The sequence below is a fragment of the Variovorax sp. KK3 genome, from assembly GCF_001984055.1.
Classification (GTDB): domain Bacteria; phylum Pseudomonadota; class Gammaproteobacteria; order Burkholderiales; family Burkholderiaceae_C; genus Variovorax.
This window is the reverse complement of sequence record NZ_LYVO01000035.1, coordinates 1-17,290: the sequence shown is the minus strand read 5'-3', so window position 1 is coordinate 17,290 and position 17,290 is coordinate 1. Positions and strand designations below refer to the sequence as shown.

Here is a 17,290-nt window from a genome sequence, read left to right as displayed (position 1 = left end):
GCAACGGACAACAAAAAAAGTAGTTTGAATTTGAATTCAAATTCGCTAAGATCCAGTCTACTTCATCGACGACCCCGGCGAACCTTCGCAAGAAGAAACCCAAGAAGAGATCATGAGCAAGAAACCCATCGTCCTCGGCGGCATCCTTCTCGTCGCGGCCGTTGCCGCTGCCGCCTGGTACTTCACGCGCCAGCCCGCCGACACGACCGCGATCGTCCTGTATGGCAACGTCGACCAGCGCCAGGTGTCGCTCGCCTTCAACGGCAGCGAGCGCATCGGCAAGCTCAATGTGCAGGAGGGCGACCGCGTCAAGGCAGGCCAGGTGCTGGGCGAGCTCGACACCCGCACCCTCAAGCTGCGCACGGCCCAGTCGCAGGCCCAGATCGCCGTTCAGGAACAGGCCCTGCAGCGCCTCAAGACCGGCAGCCGCCCCGAAGAGGTCGCGCAGGCCCGCGCCAGCGTGGCGGCCGCGCAGGCCGACGCCGAACTCGCGCGCCAGCAGCTCGACCGCCTGCAAGGTATCCGCCAGACCACGGCCGGCCGTGCCGTGAGCCAGCAGGATCTCGACAGTGCCGCCGCCCGCCGCAAGGTCGCGCTGGCACAGCTCGAAACGGCGCAGAAGGCGCAGCAACTCGTGGTGACCGGTCCGCGCAAGGAAGACATCGCGCAGGCCCAGGCCCAGTTGGAGGTCGCGCGCGCCGAACTCGCCGTGCTCCAGCACCAGATCGACGAAGCCACGCTGCAGGCGCCCATCGACGCCGTGGTGCGCGCGCGCCTCATGGAGCCCGGCGACATGGCGTCGCCGCAGCGCCCCGTCTATACCTTGGCCATCACCGATCCCAAATGGGTGCGGGCCTACGTGGCCGAAGCGGACCTGGGCCGCATCCGGCCCGGCATGGCCGCCACGCTCGCCACCGACAGCCATCCGGGCCAGCCGCTGAACGGCAAGGTGGGCTATATCTCGTCGGTGGCCGAGTTCACGCCCAAGACCGTGCAGACCGAGGAACTGCGCAGCAGCCTGGTCTACGAGATTCGCGTGCTCGCCGACGACAAGGAAGACCGCCTGCGGCTCGGCATGCCGGTGACCGTGCGGCTCGCGCTCGGCGAGGCCACGGCGCAGGCAGCAGGCGGACGGTAATGGACACCGCGATGCCGGCATTGGCGGGCGACAGCCTGTGCAAGGCCTTCATGCCCAAGGGCGCCAAGCACGCCGTGCAGGCGTTGGCCGACGTGTCGCTGCGCATCCCGGCCGGCACGCTCAGCGCGCTGGTCGGGCCCGACGGCTCGGGCAAGACCACGCTGCTGCGTCTCGCCGCCGGCCTGATGCGCGCCGACAGCGGCAGCCTGCAGGTGCTGGGCATCGACGTCGCAGCCGACCCGCAGGCCGTGCAGGACCGCATCAGCTACATGCCGCAGCGCTTCGGCCTCTACGAAGACCTCAGCGTGCAGGAGAACCTCGACCTCTACGCCGACCTGCACGGCGTGGCGAAGGACGTGCGGCGCGAGCGCTACGCCAGGCTGATGGAGATGACCGACCTCGGCCGCTTCACAGCCCGCCCGGCCGGCAAGCTGTCGGGCGGCATGAAGCAGAAGCTCGGCCTGGCCTGCACGCTGGTGCGTTCGCCGCAGCTGCTGCTGCTCGACGAGCCCACCGTCGGCGTCGACCCGCTCTCGCGCCGCGAGCTGTGGCAGATCGTGCAGCAGTTGGTCGACGACGAACACCTGAGCGTCATCGTCAGCACCGCCTACCTCGACGAGGCCGAGCGCTGCGCCCAGGTCTTCGTGATGCACGAAGGCCACCTGATCGCCGAAGGCGCGCCGCAGGCCATTCGCGACAACGCGCGAGGCCTGTGCCACATCGCCCGGCCGCCGCAGGGCATGGCCGCGCGCACCTTGCAGGCGCGGCTGCTCGACGCGCCCGCGTCCATCATCGACGCGGTGCCGCAGGGCGGCGACGTGCGCTTCATCCGCCGGCCCGATACCGACGATGCCGCGCTGGCCGCGCTGTTCGACGGCATGCCCGTGGAGCCGGTGACGGCGCGGCTGGAGGACGGGTTCATGGTGCTGCTGCGCGCGAAGCAGCAGAACGCGAAGAGCCCCACGGCACCGATCGCTCTGGAGGCAGCGGCTGCCAGCGAGCCCGGCAAGCCCGACGAGGTGGTGATCGAGGTCAAGGACCTGGTGCGCAAGTTCGGCGATTTCACCGCCGTCGCCAGCACCAGCTTCAGCGTGCGCCGCGGCGAGATCTTCGGCCTGCTCGGGCCCAACGGCGCCGGCAAGACCACCACCTTTCGCATGCTGTGCGGCCTGCTGCCGGCGAGCAGCGGCTTCCTGCAGGTGGCCGGCGTCAACCTGCGCCATGCGCGTGCGCAAGCGCGTTCGCGCGTCGGCTACGTCTCGCAGAAGTTCGCGCTCTACGGCAACCTCACCGTGCAGGAGAACCTCGAATTCTTCGGCGGCGCGTACGGCCTGCGCGGCGCACGCCTGCGCGAGCGCATGCAGGCCGTGCTGGCGCAGTTCGAGCTGCAGGGCCAGGAGGGCGCGGCCAGCGGGCAGCTCCCGGGCGGCTTCAAGCAGCGCCTGGCCATGGCCACCGGCCTGCTGCACGAGCCCGAGATCCTGTTTCTCGACGAGCCCACCAGCGGCACCGACCCGCTGGCCCGGCGCGAGTTCTGGCGCCGCATCACCGCGCTGGCCGAGGCCGGCGTCACGATCATCATCACCACCCACTTCATGGAAGAGGCCGAGTACTGCGACCGCATCGTCATCCAGGACGCCGGCCGACTGCTGGCCCTGGGCACGCCGCAGCAGGTACGCGTGCAGGCCGGCAGCGCGCCGGACATGGAGCAGGCCTTCATCGGCATCGTGACCCAGGCGCGCGAAGAAAGGGCGAGGGCATGAGCATGAGCATGAGCAGCGGAAGCACGCGCCGTCTCGTCGCCCTCACGCGCAAGGAAACGCGCCAGCTCCTGCGAGACCCCAGCAGCATCGCCATCGGCATCCTGCTGCCCATCATCCTCATCCTGATCTTCGGCTTCGGCCTTTCGCTCGACGTGAAGAACGCGCCGATGGCCGTGGTGATGGAAGACGCCTCGCCCACGGCCCTGGACGCGGTATCAGGCCTGCAGCTCACGCCCTACATCTCACCGCTGATGCTGGGCTCCATGCAGCAAGCCGAGCAGCTGCTGCGCGCGCGCCGCGTCGACGGCATCGTGCGCGTGCCCAACGACTTCTCGCGCCGCCTCGCGTCCGGCGACGCGCGCATCCAGGTCGTCGTGCATGGCGCCGACGCCGGCCGCGCCAGCATCGTGCTGCGCTACGCCACCGCGGCCCTGCAGCAGAACGCGCTGCGCCAGGCCGACCGCGGCCAGGCCGCGCCGGCCATCGGCGCGGTGGCCATCGAGCAGCGCCTGTGGTTCAACAGCGCCAACACCAGCACCTGGTACCTGGTGCCAGGCCTCATCGTGCTGATCATGACCCTGGTCGGCGCCTTCCTCACCGCGCTGGTGATGGCACGCGAATGGGAGCGCGGCACGCTCGAGGCGCTGTTCGTCACGCCCGTGCGGCCGGTCGAGATCCTGCTGGCGAAGATCATTCCCTACTTCGGCATCGGCATGGTCGGCCTGGCACTGTGCCTGCTGGCCGCACGCTTCCTGTTCCAGGTGCCAATGGTCGGCTCGCTCGCGCTGGTGGTGCTGTGCGCCATGCTCTACATGCTGGTGGCGGTGGGCATCGGCCTGTTGATCTCCGCCGCCACGCGCAACCAGTTCCTGGCCAGCCAGGTCGCGCTGCTCGCGAGCTTCCTGCCGTCGCTGATGCTCTCGGGCTTCTTGTTCGACCTGCGCAACGTGCCCACGGTGGTGCGGGTGGTCGGGCAGGTGCTGCCGGCCACCTATTTCATGGAGCTGATCCGCACGCTCTTCCTGGCCGGCGACGTGTGGCCGCTGGTGCTGCGCAACGGCGCCATCCTGATCGCTTATGCCGTGCTGCTGCTGGGCGTGGCCCGCGCCATCACGCGCAAATCGCTGGACTGAGGACACGCCATGAACGATTCGCTTCTCGACGCGCTGCGGCGCATCGTCAACCTCTGCCGCAAGGAGCTGCTCGCGGTGCTCAAGGACCCGGCCACGCGCGCCATCCTGATCGTGCCCGCCCTGATGCAGAGCCTGCTCTTCGGCTATGCCGCCACCTACGACCTGAACCACGCCGACTACGCGCTGCTCGACCAGAGCCGCAGCTCGGCCTCGACCGCGCTCGTGGCCCGGCTCGAGGGCACCGGCGTGTTCCGCCGCGCGGCGACGTTGAACAACGCGTCCGACATCGCCCGCGTGATCGACGCGCAGGATGCGCTCTTCGTGGTCCACATCGGCCCGCGCTTCGAGCAGCAACTGCAGGCCGGCGAGAACGCCGCCATCCAGCTCGTCGTCGATGCGCGCAACTCCAACACCGCGGGCTCGGCGGCCGGCTACGTGAACGCGATCGTGGCCGACTTCAACGCGCAGTGGCGGCGCGATCACGGCGGCGCCGAGGCGCCCGTGCGCATCGACTCCCGCGCCTGGTTCAACCCCAACCTGGAAACGCGCTGGAACCTCATGCCCGGCATGATCGCCGCGCTCAGCATGCTGCAGACGCTGCTGCTCACCGCACTGTCGGTGGCGCGCGAACGGGAGCAGGGCACCTTCGACCAGCTGCTCGTCACGCCGCTGTCGCCCACCGAGATCATGGTCGGCAAGGCGCTGCCGCCGGTGCTGATCGGGCTGATCCAGTCCACCATCGTGCTCTGCGTCACGCTGCTGTGGTTCAAGGTGCCGATGGCCGGCTCGCTGCTCACGCTCTACACCGGCCTGGCCTGCTTCACCATCGCCAGCGTGGGCATCGGGCTGTCGATCTCGGCCGTGTCGGCCAACATGCAGCAGGCCATGCTCTACACCTTCGTGCTGATCATGCCGCTGATGCTGCTGTCGGGCCTGACGACGCCGGTCAGCAACATGCCGCAGGCCCTGCAGGTCGCGACCCTGGCGAATCCGCTGCGCTTCGCCATCGACCTGGTGCAGCGCGTCTACCTCGAAGGCGTGGGGCTCGCAGCCGTCTGGCACAACCTGATCCCATTGCTCGTCATCGCGGTCGTCACGCTGCCGCTGGCGGCGTGGCTGTTCCGCAACCGGCTCGTCTGAGCCTCGACACGAACGGACTCTCGTCATGAAACAACTTTCGATCCTCCTGGCGGCGCTGGTGCTGGCCGGCTGCGCCGTCGGCCCCGACTTCAAGGCGCCCGCGCCCGAGGCGCCTGCCGATTTCTCGACGTGGCACGGTGGCTCCGCCGAACTGGTCGATGCGCAGGCGCGCAGCGCGACCGGCACGCTCGTCGGCTGGTCTGCCTTCACCGACCCCGTGCTCGATGCGCTGCTGGCAAGAGCCCTCGCCGCCAACCACGACCTGCAGTCGGCCGCGCTGCGCTTCGCGCAAAGCCGCGTGCAGCGCAGCGTCGCCGAAGCCCAGCGTGGCCCGCAGCTCAATGCCAGCGCCGGCGTCACGCGCCAGCGGCAAAGCGAGGTCGGCTCCGCCACGCGGCTCGTCGATGCGCTCAACCCCAACAACCGCGAGCAGCTCATCGGCGTGCTGAGCGAGCCGCACAACCTGTACCAGGCCGGCTTCGATGCGACCTGGGAGCTCGACCTCTGGGGCCGCGTGCGGCGCTCCATCGAGTCGGCCGATGCCGACGTCGCCGCCTCGCAGGCCCTGCTGGCGCAGGTGCAGCTTTCGGTGCAGTCGGAGCTGGCCCGCAACTACGTCGAGCTGCGCACCACCCAGCGCCAACTGCAGCTCACCCGCGACGACATCGCCGCGAGCGAGGAGACGCTGTCGCTCGTGCGCGCGCGCGCCGACGGCGGCCTGACCACCGACCTGGACGTGACGCGTCAGGCCGCCCAGGCGGCCGAGCTGCGTGCGCGGCTGCCGCAGCTGCTGGCGCAGGAGGCGAGGGCGATCAACCAGATCACGCTGCTCACGGGCGATCGTCCCGGTGCGTTGCAGGCACAGCTTGCTGCGCCTGCCGATGCGGCCGCCGGCACGTTGCCCGATCTCTCGCCCGGCCTGCCGTCGGAGGCCGCATTGCGCCGGCCCGACATCCGCCGAGCCGAGGCGCAACTGCATGCGGCCACGGCCGGCGTCGGCGTGGCGGTGGCCGACCTGTACCCGCGGATCACGCTGGGCGCGCGCTTCGGGTTCGAATCCGTGGGCAGCCGCGACTTCGGCGAGTGGGGCAGCCGCCAGTGGTCCGTCGGCCCCAGCCTGCAGTTGCCGATCTTCGATGGCGGACGTCGCCGCAGCACCGTCACGCTGCGCGAGCTGCAGCAGCAGGAAGCCGCCGTCGCCTACCAGCAGACCGTGCTCAAGGCCTGGCACGAGATCGACGATGCCTTGAGCGCCTACACCGCCGATCGGCAGCGGCAGCTGCAACTGGCGGAGAAGGAGCGCCACAGCCGCGATGCCTGGACGCTTGCGCGCGTGCGCTACGAGCACGGACTGACCGACTTCCTGGTGCAGCTCGACGCGCAGCGCACGCTGCTGCAGGCGCAACGCGACCAAGTCGAGAACGGCGGCCGCCTCGCGCTGGACCTGGTGGCCTTGACCAAGGCGCTAGGCGGCCCGGGCGCTGCACCGTGACCCTGGTGCCTTACGTCTGCGTGGACGGCGTGGCGTTCATCGTCGCGCGCGCCGCCTTGATCGCTACGCTGGGGCAACCCTCGAAATCCGGGCGCAATGATGTGGGGCTGAACGAGCTGGACTACGGCAACGTCGTCTATCGCTTCCAGGATTGCGGCCGACTGGAAGAGGTGACGACGCAGGCGCCGCTTCTCATCGTCGGGCAGGCCACCGTCGGCTTCGATGCGCTTGCAGCCTTCGTGCGCAGCGAAGACTCGGGCGCATTCGAACGCGCAGGCTTCCTCGTCTCGCCGCGCTTCGGGCTGGCCTTCGACCCCGGCGAGCCGTGCTGGGTAACGGCGCTCGCTGCGCATTGCATCGGCGAGTGGCGCGCACTGTAGGCGGCAGCCGGCGACCCTGGTTCAGCTTTTGAGTCTTTTGCCCAACGACGCGATTACCGTCTTGCGAATGTCCGACCAAAGGGCCCGGGCCGGGGGTGTCAACTCGAGATCGTTGCGGCGCACCATGTAAAGCTGCCGCTGCAGGCCGGGCTGCCTGAGCGGCACGGCGGCGAGCCCCGGCAATTGGCCGGCCACGAGCCGTGGCACGACGCCCAGAAAGCTGCCTGTGCCGAGGTAGCCGATGAGCGAGGAAAGGGTGTCGACCTCGTCGAACCACAGCAGCTCGATGCCGTCGCGGGCGAGCTGTCCATCGAGCATCTGGCGGATCGAGCTCGATGACTTGTAGCCCATCAGGCGCTCGTGTGCGATCTGCGCCCACGTCAGGCCGCGCTTGCGTGCCAAGGGGTGCCGTGGACTGCACACCAGCACGAAGGGATCGTCGGCGATCCGTTCCGACAGCAGTTCGCGATGCCGCTCGGCGACGGTCGTCAATCCGAAGTCGACTTCGTGATTCAGCGCGGCGGCCGCGATGCTGGCGCCGTCCGCTTCCTTCATGTTGATGCGCAGGTCGGGATGCGAAGCGCGAAAGCGCGCCACGACCGGCGCCAGCAGCGCATAGGACACGGACGAGATGCACCCCACGGATATCTGGCCCTCCATGCCGCGGGCTACGCGGGCGAGCTCTTCGATCGAGTCGTCGAGCGTGTCGAGCGAGGGTTGACACCGGCTCACCAGCCGGCGACCGAGCGGCGTGAGTGCCATCGAGCGCGTCGTTCGCTTCACCAGCATGCCGCCGAGTGCGGCCTCGAGCTTGACCACGCGGCGGCTCAGCGCGGAAGGTGTGATGGACAGTGCGTCGGCAGCTTCGCGAAAGCCATTGGTTCGCGATAGCTCGCAGATGGCGCGCACGTCCCGCAAGTCGTAGTGGATTCGTCCCATACGGCAAATGATAGAACTGTTGCGTTCCGCTCATCAATGCGTGAACAACTTGCGCTTCTCTCCAGAGTCGATCGATTGCAGCATTCAGGTATGCAACGACTCGACAACACCATCAACGTGATCGTCCCGACCGGCGCGCTGGGCGTCGGCGTGCGCGAGGAAGACCTGGATGCCGGTCTGGCGGCGGGCGCCCATGCGATCGCCTGCGACGCCGGTTCCACCGACAGTGGTCCCGCGTATCTGGCCACTGCAATCGCGAAGTACTCGCGCGCCGCGGTCAAATCGGATCTCGCCGTCCTGATGCGCGCGCAGGCACGCGGCCGGATACCGCTGCTGATCGGCTCCTGCGGCACCTCCGGCGCGAATGCCGCCGTCGACTGGACGCTTGACATCGCGCTCGAGATCGCCCGAGAACAAGGCTTGCATCCGCGCATCGCCGTGCTCTATTCCGAACAGGTGCCGGGCCATATTGCCGACGCGGCCCGCGCCGGGTGCATCGACGCGCTTGCGCCGCTTCAAACGTCCGAGCCCACGCTGTTCGACCGGTGCGATCGCATCGTGGCGTTGATGGGCCCCGAGCCTTACATTGCGGCGCTCGAACGAGGCGCGGACATCGTGCTCGGCGGCCGAACGACCGACACCGCCGTTCTGGCCGCCGTGCCGCTGATGCGAGGTGCTGGCGCCGGTGCGGCCTGGCATGCGGGCAAGACGGCCGAATGCGGCGGACTTTGTACCGTGCGGCCCCGGGATGGCGGCGTGCTGATCCGGGTCGGCAAGGATGCCTTCGAAGTCGAGCCGCTGGGCGCAGGCAACCGTTGCACGCCGTCGTCGGTGTCGAAGCACATGCTGTACGAGAACAGCGACCCGTTCGTCCTGAAGGAGCCGGGCGGCGTGCTCAATGTCAAGCACGCCCGCTACGACGCCGTCGACGGGCGTGTCGTGCGGGTCGGCGGCTCGCGCTTCGAGCCGGCGCCGTACACGATGAAGCTCGAAGGCGCCGCGCGTGGAGGATTCCAGACGCTGATGCTGGTCGGCATCCAGGACCCGAAGGTGCTGGCGAACCTCGACCGCTTCCTTGTACGCATGCAGGCCGCCCTGATCGATCGTGTCGGCGAGACGCTGGGCGAACAGGCCGGAGACTTCGACATCTCGCTGCGTCCCTACGGCTGGAACGCTGTGAGCGGCCTGCCAGTTGCCGGTGCCGCGTTGCCGCCGCGTGAAGTCGGATTGCTGTTCGTCGCCACGGCGCAGACACAGGCCCTTGCGACGCAGATCGCCAAGACCTGCAACCCCTGGTTCTTCCACCTGCCTCTGGAGGACGAGATGGACTTGCCGACCTATGCGTTTCCGTTCTCGCCAGCGGAGATCGAACGCGGCGAGGTATATGAGTTCCGGCTCAACCACGTGATCCGCACCAATGGACCCATGGAGCGCGTGCAGACGCGCTTTGTCGACGTCGAGGGAGACGGCCGTGCCCAAGCTCGCTGAGGTCTGCACCATCCGCTCCAAGAACGCAGGGCCATTCTGGATCACGGTCGATCTGTTCTTTCCCGACGATGCCTCATACGAGCGTTACGCGGCGTCGCAGTCGTTGGCGGCCGCGGCCATCGCCGCGGTTTTCGGCGTGGATCCTGCGATGGTCCGGCACTTTCGCGTTGACGCGCTGCGTGTGCTCAAGATTTCCTATCCACGCCGGAAGCCGCAGGGTGGTGCGGTCGAGCGCGACATGCACGGTGGGCAGCAATACGTGCAACTGCTCGGCCTTGAACTTTGAATCGACTGACAACAGGAGACAAGTTATGAAAATTCCCCGTCGCTCCGTGCTCGTCGCCGGCGCCGCGCTGTGCCTGCCGTCCTTCGCGCAGGGCTCGCCCTATCCGACCAAGCCCGTGAAGTTCGTCGTACCGTTCGCGCCCGGTGGCGGGTCGGACACAATGGCCCGCCTCGTCGCGCAGAAGCTCAACGAACAGCATGGCTACACGATCGTCGTCGACAACAAGCCGGGGGCGGGCGGCAACCTCGGCGCTGAAGCTGCCTTGCGCGAGCCGGCCGACGGCTACACGCTGTTGGTGATCTCCGGCAGCTACGCTGGCAACGCCGTGCTCAGCAAGCCTGCCTTCGACCCCATCTCGGCCATTCAGCCCATCGTCCAGTTCACGCGCGAGCCCAGCGTCCTGGCGGTCGATCATGAGTCGCCGTTCCGAAGCTTGAAAGACCTCGTGGCCAAAGCCCGAAAGGAGCCCGGTGCCGTGGCCTACGGAACCTCGGGCGTCGGCGGATTGGCACATCTGTCGACCGAATACTTCGCCTCGGTGGCCGGTGTGCAGCTCACCCACGTGCCATACAAGGGGACGAGCGCGGCATTGGTCGACCTGGCCGCGGGTCAGATCCAGCTGATGTTCGGCGGCACCACGTCGGTCGCGCCGCTCGCCAAGGGCGGTAAGGTACGCGTGCTCGCCGTCGCGGCGCCGGGCCGACTGGCATCGATGCCCGGTGTGCCGACTTTTGCGGAAGAAGGCTTGAGTGCCTTCCGTGCCGACCTCTGGCATGGGCTCGTCGCAGCACGCGCCACCCCGCCTGAGATCGTCGCCAAGCTCAATGCGGATGTCAACGCGGTGCTGCGCAGTGCCGACATGGCCAAGCGCCTCGCGTCCGACGACGTACAACCTGGAGGGGGTACGCCACAGCAATTCGCCGACCTGATTCGCGGCGACATGGAGCGCTGGCGCATGATCGTGCAACAGGCCAACATCAGGCTCAACTGAGTTGGTGCCAGGAGAGCACTTGGCGGCACGGCGGCCCGATCAGCGCCGCCGCGAGGTGGTCAGGCGGCCGGTTCTGGTCTGCGAAGCTCGGCTGCGCCATGCATCCGGCGAACGACCGAACTGCGCACCGAACCAGCGCGTGAACGCGCTGTGCGTGCTGTAGCCCAGCATCGCCGCCACTTCAGCCAGGCTGTGGCGGCTGTTGGCCACGTAGCGCGGCGCCAGCTCCTGCCGGACTTCGCTGATCAGCTGCTTGAAGGTCAGCCCGCGCTCGTCGAGGCCGCGCTGCAGCGTGCGAACGCTCATCCCCAGGCCTTGCGCCACCGCCTTGCATGTGGCGCGCCCCGACGGCAGCATGAGGTAGATCGCCTTGCGCGCCTCCTGGTCGATCGAGCGTTCGTGGTCCCCGGGCAGCGCCGCGATCATCCTGCGCGCGTAGTCGGCCAGCAACGGGTCGGCCGACGGGTTGGGCACGTCCAGGTCGGCGGCCTTGCACACCAGCCCATTGAAGCCGCCGTCGAATTCGATGCGGCATTTGAAGAAGCGCCGGTGAAAGTCCAGCCTCGCCGGCGCGCCATGCGTGAAGCTCACGCTCACCGGTTGCCAGCGCTCGCCGAGCAAGGCTTCGCCCATTCGATAGAGCACGCCGATGGCCAGCTCGATGGACTGCGGTGCATCGACCGGCAGCGCCAGCTCTTCGCGCAACAGCACCAGCTTGCCGATGTCTTCCACCTGGATCGCCAGCCGTTCGTTGAGCATGTGCAGATGGTCGATGAGCGTGAGCAGCACCTGCCGCAGCGAGGGCTGGTGCATCAGCAGCAGGCTCACCACTCCGAAATTCGACAGCTGACGCCGTGCCGCGATGCGCAGGCCGAAGGATTCGCAGCCCGTCTTCTGCGCGGCTTCTTCGAGCAGCCGCGCCACGCGCGCCGCCTCGACCAGCTGGTCGGGCTGCCGCAGCAGCGCTGCCCGCAAGCCCGCACGGCGCAGGGCCGCCCCGGCGTCGTAGCCGAGTTCCTGCGCCACATCGGAGAAGTTCGTCAGCGCTGCCGCGCGTACCAGGGCTGTCATCGTGGGAGAGTGTGTCGCCGGCATTCTGGCACCAAATGTCAAGCCGCTGGCACCCATTGCAAAGCGGCCGGATGGCCCGGCTCCTACAGTCAGCTCCACACAAAGAGACAAGCAGGAGACAGCATGAAGATCGAAGCATTGACCTGCGCCATCGGCGCCCAGCTCAGCGGCGTGCGCCTGGCCGACGCTGCCCGCGACGACGGGTTGTTCGCCGAGATCAAGTCGCTTCTGCTGCGGTACAAGGTGCTCTTTCTGCGCGACCAGGCCATGAGCCGCGCAGAGCACGTGGCCTTCGCCCGCCGCTTCGGCGAACTCGAAGACCACCCGGTGGCCGGCAGCGACCCCGAGCATCCGGGCCTGGTCCGCATCTACAAGACGCCCGACGCACCCAACGACCGCTACGAGAACAGCTGGCATTCCGACGCGAGCTGGCGCGAGGTGCCGCCGATGGGCTGCGTGCTGCGCTGCGTCGAATGCCCGCCGGTGGGCGGCGACACCATGTGGGCCAACATGGCGCTGGCCTACGAGAAGCTGCCCGAGCAGGTCAAGGCGCTCATCGCGCCGCTGCGCGCACGGCACAGCATCGAATGCACCTTCGGCGCGGCCATGCCCATCGAGAAGCGTCTGGCGCTCAAGCAGCAGTTTCCGGACGCCGAGCATCCGGTGGTGCGCGTACATGCCGAAACCGGCGAGAAGGTGCTCTACGTCAACGGCTTCACGACGCACTTCACGAACTTCCACACACCCGACAACGTGCGCTACGGGCAGGACTTCACGCAGGGCGCGTCGTCGCTGCTGCAGTACCTCATCAGCCAGGCCGCGATTCCCGAGTACCAGGTGCGCTGGCGCTGGCAGCCCGGCAGCGTGGCCATCTGGGACAACCGCGCCACCCAGCACTACGCCGTCATGGACTACCCGCCCTGCCACCGAAAGATGGAACGCGCGGGCATCGTCGGCACGCCGACGGCCTGAGCCGCCTCTTCATCCGCCCCCCACAACCACACCCCACATTCACGGAGCTCACGATGAACTTCCTCGACGGTCACCTCTTCCCAGAGAACCAGCAGCCGCTGGTCATCACCGCCGCACCCTACGCGCCTTCGTGGCTGCCGTCGGACTTTCCCGGCGAGATCGCCGTGACGATGGAAGAGCAGATCCAGAAGGCCGTGGATTGCTACGAAGCCGGCGCCACGGTGCTGCACCTGCACGTGCGCGAACTCGACGGCAAGGGCAGCAAGCGCCTGTCGAAGTTCAACGAGCTGATCGCCGGCGTGCGAGCCCGCGTGCCCGAGATGATCATCCAGGTCGGTGGCTCGATCAGCTTTGCGCCCGAGACCGACGGCGCCGCCGCCAAGTGGCTCAGCGACGACACGCGCCACATGCTGGCCGAACTCGATCCGCGGCCCGACCAGGTGACGGTGACCGTCAACACCTCGCAGATGAACATCCTCGAGCAGTTCGACCAGCGCGACATCCAGGGCACGTCGATGGAAGACCCGGCCGTCTTCAATGCGTACAAGGAAATGACCGTGCCCGCGCAGCCGGGCTGGGCCGAGGAGCACATCCGCCGGTTGTCAGCCGCGGGCATCCAGAGCGCCTTCCAGTGCTACAACATCAACAGCTTCGAATCGGTGGAGCGGCTGATCCGGCGCGGCATCTACAAGGGCCCGCTGGTGCTCAACTGGGTGGCCATCGGCGGCGGCATGGATGCGCCCAACATCTACAACCTGGCCAACTTCGTGCGCGCCGTGCCCGACGGCGCCATGCTCACGGTCGAAAGCTCCGTGCTCAACGTGCTGCCGGTCAACATGATGGGCATCGCCATGGGCCTGCACGTGCGCTGCGGCACCGAAGACAACCTGTGGAACCAGTCTCGCAGCGCCAAGATCGGCACGGCTGCGCAGATCGAGCAGCTCGTGCGCATTTCCCGCGAGTTCGGCCGGCCCATCGCCACGGCGGCGCAGGCGCGCGAGATCTGCAAGATCGGCACCTTCTACGACACGGTCGAAGAGACGCTGCTGGCCAACGGCTTCGCACCCAACCGCAACGGCGCGCAGCAGGGCTTCCTGCGCAAGGCCGCCTGATCCGCACGCCGACGGAATCATCATGAAGCGCCGCATCGCCATCTCTTCGCTGATCGCCGCCGCCGTGGCCGCACTCGGGCTGTCACCGGCCTTCGCTTTCACCGACAAGCCGGTCAGGATGATCGTCCCCGCACCGGCGGGCGGCACCATCGACGTGATGGCGCGCATCGTGGGCGACCAGCTCTCGCGCGACATCGGGCAGCCGGTGGTGGTCGAGAACAAGCCCGGTGCGGGCGGATCCATCGCCGTCAAGTACATGCTCTCGCAGCCGGCCGACGGGCAGACGCTGATGGTGACCGCCAGCAATGTGCTGACCGAGGTGCCGCACGTGCTCAAGGGCGGCTTCGATCCGTTGAAGGACGTCAAGCCGCTCTCGCTGATGGCGCGCTCCTCGATGCTCTTCATCGCCTCGCCGCAGTTCCCGGCGCGCGATGCGAAGGAGGCCATCGCCTATGTGAAGGCGCATCCGGGTGAGGTGTCCTTCGCTTCGTACAGCGCGGGAACGGCGTCGCAGTATGCAGGCGCCATCCTCAACAAGGCCGCGGGCCTGGACATGCAGCACGTGCCTTACCCCGGCTCCGCGCCGGCCTTGGCGCAGGTGATGGGCGGGCAGATCCCGCTGATGTTCGACGGCGCCGTCACCTCGAAGGCGCCGATCGCCGCGGGCAAGGTGCGCCTGCTCGCCGTCGCAACCAAGTCGCGCCTGCCCGACTTTCCCGGCGTGCCCACGCTCGCCGAACTCGGCTATGCCGAGCTGAATTTCAGCAACTGGGTCGGCGTGATCGCTTCGTCGCAGATGCCGGCGCCGCTCGCCGAGAAGATTCACGCGGCGCTGCAGAAAGTCGCCGCCAACGCCGCGGTGCGCGAGCGGCTGGTCGGCGTCGGCTTCGAGCCGATGCAGGAGCGCTCGCTGTCGCAGGCGCAGGGCGAGCTGCGCGAGGAATACGACCGCAACGCCGAGATCGTGAAGGCTTTCAACATCAAGCTCAACTGAGCTGCCCAGCCGCCGTGCGTGCGCAGCGTGCCGCGCACCGTGCATCGATTCGAAGATCAACAGAGACTGGAGACAAGACCATGGTCAAGGCCATCCGATTCCATGAAACAGGCGGCGCCGAAGTCCTGCGCCTCGAAGACGTCGAGGTGGGCGACCCCGGCCCCGGCGAAGCGCGCGTGCGGCACAGCTGCATCGCCGTCAATTTCATCGACATCTACTTCCGCACCGGCCGCTATCCGCTCGCGCTGCCCAACGGGCTCGGGTCCGATGCGGTCGGTGTGGTGGAGGCCGTGGGGCCCGGCGTCACCGACATCCGCGTGGGCGACCGGGTCGGCTATCTGATCGGCCCGCAGGGCGCCTACTCGCAAGCCCGGGTCATGCCGGCCGACGTGTTGATCCCGCTGCCCGATGGCATCTCCGACCGCACCGCCGCCACGCTGATGATGAAGGGCATGACCGCGCAGTACCTGTTCCGCCAGGTGCGCCCGCTGCAGGGCGGCGAAACCATCCTGTACCACGCGGCGGCCGGCGGCGTGGGCCTGATCGCCTGCCAGTGGGCGCGCGCGTTGGGGGTGACGATGATCGGCACTGTCGGCACCGACGAGAAAGCGGCGCTGGCCCGTGCCAACGGCTGCACGCACACCATCGTGACCTCGCGCGAGGACATTGCCGCGCGTGTGCGCGACATCACCGACGGCAAAGGCGTGTCGGTGGTCTACGACTCGGTCGGCAAGGACACGCTGCAGGCTTCGCTCGACAGCCTGCAGCCGCGCGGCACGCTGGTGAGCAACGGCACCTCGTCCGGACCGGTGGTCATCGACACGCGGCAGTTGGCCGCCAAGTCGATCTGGCTCACGCGGCCGGCGATGCTTCACTACATCACGCCGCGCGCGCACATGCTCGAGATGGCGCAGGAGCTGTTCGGCCACGTGCTGGCCGGCCGTATATCGAGCGAGCCGCATCAGGTCTATGCGCTGGCCGATGCAGCCGAGGCGCATCGCGCGCTCGAAGGCCGCAAGACCACCGGCGCCACGGTGCTGATGCCCTGAAACCGCCAGAAGCGTCCCGAAACGCCGCGAGGAGAACCCTTCCATGAAGAACATCGTGCTGGCCATGTCCGCACTGGCCGCAGGCGCAGCCTCGGCCCAATCGTCGCTCACCGTGTTCGGCGTCGTCGACGCCGGCGTGAGCCGCTACACCACCAAGAGCCGGTCCTGGGGCGCCACCCCGCCGCAGCAGGTCACGCAGAGCCAGACCGCGTTGTCGAGCTCGGGCTACAACTCCAGCCGCTTCGGCTTTCGCGGCACCGAAGACCTGGGCGGCGGCCTGGCGGCCAGCTTCTGGCTGGAGTCGCCGGTGTCCAACGACTCCGGTGCCAGCGCCATCGCGAACTTCGGCCGCCGCTCCACCGTCAGCCTCTCGGGCCCCTTCGGCGAGGTTCGCTTGGGCCGCGACTACACGGCGTCGTTCTGGAACGACGCGGTCTTCGACCCCTTCGGCGTCAACGGCGTGGGCACCAACCTGATTGCGGTGGTCAACAGCAACCTCGCAGCCACGCGCGCCCTGGCCACCGGGGGCCTGCTCAACGGTGGGCTCTCGGCAGGCACCGACAGCTACCTGCGGACCAGCAACGCGGTCAGCTACTTCCTGCCGGCCAATTTGGGCGGCTTCTACGGGCAGGCCCAGTACGCGCTGCACGAGAACGTGGACGACAGCGCGGTCGCCGGCGGCGCGTCGCGGCGCGGCCGCTATGCCGGCGCGCGCTTCGGCTGGAGCGACGGCAAGACCGACGTGGCGCTCGGCTACGGCGAGAGCACGCTGTCGAGCACGGTGCCCGGCGCCGAGAAGATCAAGAGCCTCAACATCGGCGGCTCCTACGACATGGGCATCGTCAAGCTCTTCGGCGAATGGTCGCGCGTGCGCGACGTGCGCGAGGGCGCCGCGCCGCTCGGTGCACGACTCACCGATCGCTACGACGGCCTGCAGGCCGGCGTCAACGTGCCGGTGGGCGCGGGCGTGATCCGCGCATCGTATGCGCGCGTGAAGTTCGACAACGGCAACGGCCTGCCCGACAGCGACGCGTCGGTGAACAAGCTGGCGCTCGGCTACGTGCACCACCTGTCGAAGCGCACCGCGCTGTACGCATCGGTCGCGCGCATCGACATCCGCAACGGCCGCAACAACCCGGCCGTGATGGGCGTCACGCCGCTGGTGCTCAGCGTGCGGGCCATCCTGCCGCAGCCGGGCTACGTCACTACAGGTGGCTTGGAGCCGCGGCGGGCGGTGGGGTACGACTTCGGGATTCGGCACGCGTTCTAAGTGGATGCGTGCGACAAAAAACGAGATTCAGTTTTAGCGATGTTGATCGAGAATCCGGCCCCGCAACGGGGA

16 protein-coding genes are annotated in these 17,290 nt (G+C 68.2%); 14 read left to right on the top strand and 2 right to left on the bottom strand.

Going from position 1 to position 17,290, the window contains the following annotated elements; all coding sequences use genetic code 11:
- The first annotated feature begins 112 nt into the window (after positions 1-112).
- Genes B0W80_RS17800 through B0W80_RS17775 form a run of 6 tightly spaced genes read left to right on the top strand, consistent with a single transcriptional unit; the run spans position 113 to position 7,046 of the window.
- A complete protein-coding gene (locus B0W80_RS17800) occupies positions 113-1,138 on the top strand; it encodes an HlyD family efflux transporter periplasmic adaptor subunit (protein ID WP_077000488.1) in 1,026 nt (341 codons plus the stop codon).
- Positions 1,138-2,901: an ATP-binding cassette domain-containing protein gene (locus tag B0W80_RS17795; protein WP_077000487.1), complete on the top strand. Its 1,764-nt coding sequence runs from the start codon at positions 1,138-1,140 to the stop codon at positions 2,899-2,901. The genes B0W80_RS17800 and B0W80_RS17795 overlap by 1 nt, the downstream gene beginning before the upstream one ends.
- An 8-nt stretch (positions 2,902-2,909) precedes the next feature.
- Entirely contained in the window at positions 2,910-4,034 is a 1,125-nt protein-coding gene (locus B0W80_RS17790) for an ABC transporter permease (RefSeq protein ID WP_077000526.1), read from the top strand.
- Positions 4,035-4,043: 9 nt separating this feature from the next.
- Positions 4,044-5,174 (top strand): ABC transporter permease, encoded by a 1,131-nt coding sequence (locus B0W80_RS17785; protein ID WP_077000486.1) that lies wholly within the window; start codon positions 4,044-4,046, stop codon positions 5,172-5,174.
- 25 nt (positions 5,175-5,199) lie between these two features.
- Positions 5,200-6,666: an efflux transporter outer membrane subunit gene (locus B0W80_RS17780; protein WP_077000485.1), complete on the top strand. Its 1,467-nt coding sequence runs from the start codon at positions 5,200-5,202 to the stop codon at positions 6,664-6,666.
- Complete coding sequence (locus B0W80_RS17775) at positions 6,663-7,046, top strand: hypothetical protein (protein ID WP_077000484.1); 384 nt, start codon at positions 6,663-6,665, stop codon at positions 7,044-7,046. The genes B0W80_RS17780 and B0W80_RS17775 overlap by 4 nt, the downstream gene beginning before the upstream one ends.
- Before the next feature lie 21 nt (positions 7,047-7,067).
- Here the strand turns inward: B0W80_RS17775 and B0W80_RS17770 are convergent, their stop codons facing one another.
- On the bottom strand, positions 7,068-7,985 hold the full coding sequence (locus B0W80_RS17770) for a LysR family transcriptional regulator (protein WP_077000483.1): 918 nt from the start codon (positions 7,983-7,985) through the stop codon (positions 7,068-7,070).
- 36 nt (positions 7,986-8,021) lie between these two features.
- Here B0W80_RS17770 and B0W80_RS17765 point away from each other — a divergent pair, with 36 nt between their 5' ends.
- The 3 genes from B0W80_RS17765 to B0W80_RS17755 are packed head-to-tail and all read left to right on the top strand — an operon-like array spanning position 8,022 to position 10,750.
- Positions 8,022-9,473, top strand: a complete 1,452-nt coding sequence (locus tag B0W80_RS17765) for an acyclic terpene utilization AtuA family protein (RefSeq protein WP_256856611.1) — start codon at positions 8,022-8,024, stop codon at positions 9,471-9,473.
- Complete coding sequence (locus B0W80_RS17760; protein ID WP_077000481.1) at positions 9,457-9,759, top strand: DUF4387 domain-containing protein; 303 nt, start codon at positions 9,457-9,459, stop codon at positions 9,757-9,759. Before B0W80_RS17765 ends, B0W80_RS17760 begins: the two co-directional genes overlap by 17 nt.
- 25 nt (positions 9,760-9,784) lie before the next feature.
- Positions 9,785-10,750 carry a tripartite tricarboxylate transporter substrate binding protein gene (locus B0W80_RS17755; RefSeq protein ID WP_077000480.1) on the top strand — a complete coding sequence of 322 codons (966 nt, stop codon included), beginning with the start codon at positions 9,785-9,787 and terminating at the stop codon, positions 10,748-10,750.
- 39 nt (positions 10,751-10,789) lie between these two features.
- On the opposite strand, the gene B0W80_RS17750 is transcribed toward B0W80_RS17755, so the two are convergent.
- Positions 10,790-11,821 (bottom strand): AraC family transcriptional regulator, encoded by a 1,032-nt coding sequence (locus B0W80_RS17750; protein ID WP_077000479.1) that lies wholly within the window; start codon positions 11,819-11,821, stop codon positions 10,790-10,792.
- Between the two features lie 123 nt (positions 11,822-11,944).
- Between B0W80_RS17750 and B0W80_RS17745 the strand changes: the two genes are divergently transcribed.
- From B0W80_RS17745 to B0W80_RS17725, 5 genes are all read left to right on the top strand, one after another.
- Positions 11,945-12,793 carry a TauD/TfdA family dioxygenase gene (locus B0W80_RS17745; RefSeq protein ID WP_077000478.1) on the top strand — a complete coding sequence of 283 codons (849 nt, stop codon included), beginning with the start codon at positions 11,945-11,947 and terminating at the stop codon, positions 12,791-12,793.
- Positions 12,794-12,846: 53 nt separating this feature from the next.
- Positions 12,847-13,905: a 3-keto-5-aminohexanoate cleavage protein gene (locus B0W80_RS17740; protein WP_077000477.1), complete on the top strand. Its 1,059-nt coding sequence runs from the start codon at positions 12,847-12,849 to the stop codon at positions 13,903-13,905.
- Positions 13,906-13,927: 22 nt separating this feature from the next.
- Complete coding sequence (locus B0W80_RS17735) at positions 13,928-14,899, top strand: tripartite tricarboxylate transporter substrate binding protein (RefSeq protein WP_077000476.1); 972 nt, start codon at positions 13,928-13,930, stop codon at positions 14,897-14,899.
- Between the two features lie 80 nt (positions 14,900-14,979).
- Complete coding sequence (locus B0W80_RS17730; protein WP_077000475.1) at positions 14,980-15,948, top strand: quinone oxidoreductase; 969 nt, start codon at positions 14,980-14,982, stop codon at positions 15,946-15,948.
- 43 nt (positions 15,949-15,991) lie between these two features.
- Positions 15,992-17,218, top strand: coding sequence for a porin (locus tag B0W80_RS17725; RefSeq protein ID WP_077000474.1), 1,227 nt, complete (start codon positions 15,992-15,994; stop codon positions 17,216-17,218).
- The last annotated feature ends 72 nt before the right edge of the window (positions 17,219-17,290 follow it).

Bases quoted from the DNA above. Each gene is read 5' to 3' on its own strand.
- B0W80_RS17765 (WP_256856611.1), top strand. From the start codon at position 8,022: ATGCGTGAACAACTTGCGCTTCTCTCCAGAGTCGATCGATTGCAGCAT.
- B0W80_RS17755 (WP_077000480.1), top strand. From the start codon at position 9,785: ATGAAAATTCCCCGTCGCTCCGTGCTCGTCGCCGGCGCCGCGCTGTGC.
- B0W80_RS17795 (WP_077000487.1), top strand. From the start codon at position 1,138: ATGGACACCGCGATGCCGGCATTGGCGGGCGACAGCCTGTGCAAGGCC.
- B0W80_RS17800 (WP_077000488.1), top strand. From the start codon at position 113: ATGAGCAAGAAACCCATCGTCCTCGGCGGCATCCTTCTCGTCGCGGCC.
- B0W80_RS17735 (WP_077000476.1), top strand. From the start codon at position 13,928: ATGAAGCGCCGCATCGCCATCTCTTCGCTGATCGCCGCCGCCGTGGCC.
- B0W80_RS17770 (WP_077000483.1), bottom strand. From the start codon at position 7,985: ATGGGACGAATCCACTACGACTTGCGGGACGTGCGCGCCATCTGCGAG.
- B0W80_RS17750 (WP_077000479.1), bottom strand. From the start codon at position 11,821: ATGACAGCCCTGGTACGCGCGGCAGCGCTGACGAACTTCTCCGATGTG.
- B0W80_RS17745 (WP_077000478.1), top strand. From the start codon at position 11,945: ATGAAGATCGAAGCATTGACCTGCGCCATCGGCGCCCAGCTCAGCGGC.
- B0W80_RS17785 (WP_077000486.1), top strand. From the start codon at position 4,044: ATGAACGATTCGCTTCTCGACGCGCTGCGGCGCATCGTCAACCTCTGC.
- B0W80_RS17740 (WP_077000477.1), top strand. From the start codon at position 12,847: ATGAACTTCCTCGACGGTCACCTCTTCCCAGAGAACCAGCAGCCGCTG.
- B0W80_RS17790 (WP_077000526.1), top strand. From the start codon at position 2,910: ATGAGCAGCGGAAGCACGCGCCGTCTCGTCGCCCTCACGCGCAAGGAA.
- B0W80_RS17730 (WP_077000475.1), top strand. From the start codon at position 14,980: ATGGTCAAGGCCATCCGATTCCATGAAACAGGCGGCGCCGAAGTCCTG.
- B0W80_RS17780 (WP_077000485.1), top strand. From the start codon at position 5,200: ATGAAACAACTTTCGATCCTCCTGGCGGCGCTGGTGCTGGCCGGCTGC.
- B0W80_RS17725 (WP_077000474.1), top strand. From the start codon at position 15,992: ATGAAGAACATCGTGCTGGCCATGTCCGCACTGGCCGCAGGCGCAGCC.